6 protein-coding genes are annotated in these 4,649 nt (G+C 47.9%); 4 read left to right on the top strand and 2 right to left on the bottom strand.

The genetic code is table 11. The annotated features are described in order from the left end of the window. A partial coding sequence (locus tag Q0X25_RS07230; protein WP_298580588.1) for a zinc metallopeptidase occupies nucleotides 1-364 on the bottom strand: 364 nt, incomplete at its 3' end. A gap of 54 nt (nucleotides 365-418) precedes the next feature. After that, nucleotides 419-1,549 (bottom strand): ribonuclease D, encoded by a 1,131-nt coding sequence (gene rnd / locus Q0X25_RS07225; RefSeq protein WP_298580585.1) that lies wholly within the window; start codon nucleotides 1,547-1,549, stop codon nucleotides 419-421. 158 nt (nucleotides 1,550-1,707) lie between these two features. On the opposite strand from rnd, the gene Q0X25_RS07220 reads away from it, so the two are divergent. Genes Q0X25_RS07220 through Q0X25_RS07205 form a run of 4 tightly spaced genes read left to right on the top strand, consistent with a single transcriptional unit; the run spans nucleotide 1,708 to nucleotide 4,525 of the window. Next, the gene (locus tag Q0X25_RS07220; RefSeq protein ID WP_298580581.1) at nucleotides 1,708-2,721 is read left to right on the top strand and encodes a diacylglycerol kinase family protein; all 1,014 of its coding nucleotides are present in this window, start codon (nucleotides 1,708-1,710) and stop codon (nucleotides 2,719-2,721) included. Between the two features lie 10 nt (nucleotides 2,722-2,731). Next, nucleotides 2,732-3,172, top strand: a complete 441-nt coding sequence (locus Q0X25_RS07215) for a hypothetical protein (protein ID WP_298580578.1) — start codon at nucleotides 2,732-2,734, stop codon at nucleotides 3,170-3,172. 4 nt (nucleotides 3,173-3,176) lie between these two features. Continuing rightward, entirely contained in the window at nucleotides 3,177-4,025 is an 849-nt protein-coding gene (gene thyA, locus Q0X25_RS07210; RefSeq protein WP_298580576.1) for a thymidylate synthase, read from the top strand. Between the two features lie 8 nt (nucleotides 4,026-4,033). Next, nucleotides 4,034-4,525 (top strand): dihydrofolate reductase, encoded by a 492-nt coding sequence (locus Q0X25_RS07205; protein ID WP_298580573.1) that lies wholly within the window; start codon nucleotides 4,034-4,036, stop codon nucleotides 4,523-4,525. The last annotated feature ends 124 nt before the right edge of the window (nucleotides 4,526-4,649 follow it).

The raw sequence follows: 4,649 nt of genomic DNA, 5'->3' as shown, positions 1-4,649 counted from the left end.
TACACCCATAAGGTTTCGTCGGCAGCGTCAGATGTGTATAAGAGACAGCCGCATGCCCTGCTTCATGACAAGCAACAGCAACTGAAGCAACCGAACCACCATCAAAATTTTCATCAGACAGATGCAGCTTGTTGTCACGAGGGTCATAATAATCCGAAAGATGACCCGACGTACGAACGATGCCAACATCGTGAGCACCCATAGAATCGAGCATGCGACGTGCTACTTCAGCACCCGTTCCTGAATCAGAACCATCAATTTCAGACCATTTTTTATACGTACTTTTGATATAAGCCTGTGTACCCATTCCCAAAACAGCGGTCACAATGAGTAGCAGAATATAGGCTCCATCACCGTAATACATCCCAAAACCCCCTTTAATCGCTTAACTTTGTTGTACCCAAGAAGCACAGCACACTTACAGCAACTCGATACGACCGTCTTTAACGGTAAGACCTAGCTCACCAGACAGAAGCTTTTGAAGGCGATTGCCTATGATTTGCTTGCGCCAGCCCTGCAAAAGTATGCAATCGCGTTTGCCTGCAAGCAAATCGTGCAAGTCATCACGAGTTGCCAACAGTTGAGGTGCAATGCCACACTCCGCCGAGCTAATACGCACCATCGCATTCATCAAATCGATAACACCCTCAGATTCCTTGGATGGATGCTCTTTACGAGCTCGACGAGGCAAATCAGAACCGTCCGACTTCGCTCCCCTACGCAGTGCTGCAAGCAAAGCTTCTGCATCTGAGGTGGAAATCTTCGCTGCTCCTCGAATGCGTTTTATAGCATTGATATCACGAGGAAGGTGACGAGAACACTCAACAAGCACCTCATCAGATACCACCCATCGACGTGGAACATCACGCTGAGCTGCCATTTCTTCTCGCCACGCACAAGCCTCGCGCGCAATAGCAAGCTGCCGACGCGTGAGTGAAGCAGAATGCTTGAGATGTATGTATGCCTCACGTGGATCACGTGTGAGCGAAATTTTATCGATGAGCTGCTGCATCTCGGGTAAAACCCACCCAAGGCGATCTTTTGCTAACAATTCATCCAGTATCTTTTCATAGATACAAGGGAGATAGCGCACATCATCAGCGGCATATTCCAGCTGCTCAGCAGTCAAAGGTCGATGCGACCAATCACTCAAAGATTGCGCTTTGGGCAAACGCACGCGACACGCTTCGTTAACCAAGTCACCATAACTAATCTGCTGACGCATACCTAAAAATGCTGCCGCAAATTGCGTATCAAAAACTGGTTGAGGCACCACATCTAACACATCAAAAAGCACCTCGAGATCTTGACTACAAGCATGAAAGACTTTGACGATTTGTGAATTGACCATGATATCTGCCAAAGGTGACAGGTCAGAAATTGCCAAGGGATCTATCAGAGCAATTTCCTCAACTGTGCCGAGCTGCACCAAGCAGAGCTTGGGATAGTAGCTTTTCTCTCGTAAAAATTCTGTATCTACCGCAAGCATCTTGGCACTACGTGCATGCTCGCAAAAGCTTTCAAGCTCATCTTTGCTTGTTATGTACACGCAATCTCCCCGGTACTGATTCTCCTATAGATGGGGTATGTTTATGACTTGTGAAGCTCATTCACGCGGTCATACCTTCCCATCTTTTGGCCGTCTACCATGATAGCTAACGAAGGTAGGTAGGTGCGTCCGAGACAAAGTAGTTAGTGGAGGATTTGATGCGGTGCTTGATTGTGCATAATGCACGCTCTGGTTTTGGCTCTTCAGCCATATATGAGTTTGAGCGAGCACTACTGAGCGGCGGTGACGAGTGTGTATTGCGCCTCCTTGCGGACAATCAGCGTGCCGATGAGGCTGTTGTTGATGCCGAGGAATTTGATTTAGTGGTTGTCTCGGGTGGCGATGGTACAACCACTTCCTTGTTGTATGCACTACGTAATCGCGAGGTCATCGTCTGCGTCTTCCCATCGGGTACCGCAAATCTCTTTTGCGTCAATCTAAATACTGCTGCAGAGCCATCCGCACTCGCCCGCGCCTGCCGCATTGGGCGCACAGCACAAACCGATTTGGGTGAGCTTACCTTTGTTGATGAGCAAGGCGTTGCTCATACTCGTGGTTTTTCCATCATGATGGGTACAGGCTATGACGCACAGATTATGCAGGCAGCAGTTGAAGGCAAATCAACTTTTGGCGAAGCAGCTTACTTTGCCGCAGCTCTTGCCAATGTGCGCCCCGAGCTTCATCATTTCAAAATTACCGTAGATGGCAAGACCTTTAAACGCGATGGTATTTCTTGTCTCATTGCCAACAACTCAACCATACAGGGCGACGTTCGTATTGTCCCCGATGGACGTATGGACGACGGTTTGCTCGAGGTTATTGTGCTTGAGCAGTCTAGTCCCGTTGGTTTGCTACGTCCGATTGTGGCCAGTCTCGTAGACAAAGAGGGGCGTAATCTTGGTCGTCCTGCTCTTGAGATTTTTCGCGGCAAACATATTTGTGTCGAGCTAACAAAACCCGCCCCGCTCCAATATGACGGAGAAACTTTTGATGGCAAAGTCATGAGCTATGAGGCTCGAGTGTTGCCACAAGCAAACCGCGTTATCGTTGACAGCTTGAGCAGCTATCATGACTATTACGATACTCACAGCGAAGACAATCCTCGCTTTGGTGAAGCGATAGTACCTTCGTATCCTGCACCTCTGCACGCCAGCTTGCTTCACCGACCCTAAGGAGGCTTTAATGACCACTCATCCCAACAATCCCTTGCAAGAAAACTTACAAGAAGAACAGGTAGAACCAAAGCAAATAGAAACAAAGCAAGACGAAGCAGAAACAAGACAAGACGAAAGTATGCTTGTCGACCAATCAATCATGCCTGCCGTTCCTGCAGTAATTGAATCCATCTCTGGTACCACATCACCTGATAACAGCACAGCTGGAAATAAGGCTTACCTCATTGCGGGCATTGCGGTGTTGCTGCTTTTCTTACTGATTGGTGCGAGCTTTAGCGGTCTTGGCGCACTATTTGAAGCGGTTGGCGATGAGCTGCTCTCCGAAGGCGATCCCTATATGTTTTCAAATAATAGCTTTGGTGGCGAATCTCTTGAAGATGAATCAAGTGGCCTCTATTCAGGTCAGTCTCTAGACGATTCTTTTGTTGAAGATCTATTGAGAGGGTAATATTTTGAGCAAGGCAGATCAGATTTTTGTCGACATGTGTCGCAATATAATTGACCATGGCACTACCACCCAAGGACAGCGCGTGCGCCCTCATTGGGAAGATGGTAGTTTTGCTTATACCATCAAACAGTTTGGCGTATGCAACCGTTATAACCTAAGTGAAGAATTTCCTGCGCTCACGCTACGCCGCACTGCTCTTAAGAGTTGTATGGATGAAGTTCTGTGGATTTACCAACGCAAATCCAACAATATCAAAGACTTAACATCTCATATTTGGGATGAATGGGCAGATGAGAGTGGTTCTATCGGCAAAGCGTATGGATACCAAGTGGCCCAAAAAACAAGCTATCCCGAAGGCGCTATGGATCAGATGGATCGCGTCCTATGGCAACTCAAAAATGAGCCCTACTCTCGTCGCATTATGACCAATCTCTATCAGTTTGCAGACCTTCCTGAGATGAACCTGTATCCTTGTGCCTTTAACGCTATCTACAATGTAACGCAGGAACCAAACAAGTCGCGACCCACCCTAAATATGTTGCTCGTGCAACGCAGCCAAGACGTATTGGCGGCAAATAACTGGAACGTATGTCAGTATGCCTTGTTGCTCATGATGGTGGCACAGGTCTCCCATATGAATGCGGGCGAGCTTGTACACATGATTGCCGATGCACATATCTATGATCGCCATGTGCCTATTATTGAGGAGCTGATGAGCAGACCTCAATATGCAGCACCACGGGTAAGCCTTAATCCTGAAATACACAGCTTCTATGACTTTACCACCAAGGACCTGATAGTTGAGAACTATCAGCATGGCCCTCAGGTTAAAAATATTCCGATTGCAGTATAAGGAGCAGTATGCGAGCAATTGTTGCTGTGTGTTCCGACTGGGGCATTGGAAATAAAGGACAGCTCCTTGTGAATAATAGAGAGGATATGCGTCATTTTGTACGCTGCACCAAGGGCGGCACCGTGCTTATGGGACGCAGTACTCTCGATAGTTTTCCTGGCGGTCGTGCACTCAAAGAGCGTCGCAATATTGTCCTTACCCGTCAAAGCGATTTTTGTCGCGAGGGTGTAGAGCGTGCTGCTTCTGTAGAAGAAGCGTTAGAGCTGGTGAGTGGCGAGCAGCCTAATAAGGTATGGGTTATTGGTGGCAGCTCCGTGTATCGTCAGCTACTTCCCTACTGCAGCGAAGTTGTGGTAACCAAAAATGATTGCCTGCGTCCTGCCGATGCTTTCTTCCCCAATCTTGATGAGGATCCTCGCTGGCAGCTGAGCGAAATCGAAGATGGCGGCAGCACTTCCGAAGGCATCCCTTTCTCATTCCTTTGCTATACCCGCATATAAACCACCTGCTTTTGTATCATGGCCTCTACGGTTTCTGACACACAGGCAATGTCTGTCCTGCTCATATAAAAGAGCCTCCCTTTCGAGAGGCTCTTTTTGTGATGGTCGTTATGACACGAGCTAC

Origin of the sequence: uncultured Olegusella sp. (genome assembly GCF_947253395.1) — a bacterium.
Taxonomy (GTDB): Bacteria; Actinomycetota; Coriobacteriia; order Coriobacteriales; family Atopobiaceae; genus Olegusella.
This window is presented reverse-complemented; position numbering and strand designations above follow the sequence as displayed.

Excerpts from the sequence above, each read along its gene's own strand:
- Q0X25_RS07220 (WP_298580581.1), top strand. The coding sequence starts at position 1,708 with ATGCGGTGCTTGATTGTGCATAATGCACGCTCTGGTTTTGGCTCTTCA.
- Q0X25_RS07215 (WP_298580578.1), top strand. The coding sequence starts at position 2,732 with ATGACCACTCATCCCAACAATCCCTTGCAAGAAAACTTACAAGAAGAA.
- Q0X25_RS07205 (WP_298580573.1), top strand. The coding sequence starts at position 4,034 with ATGCGAGCAATTGTTGCTGTGTGTTCCGACTGGGGCATTGGAAATAAA.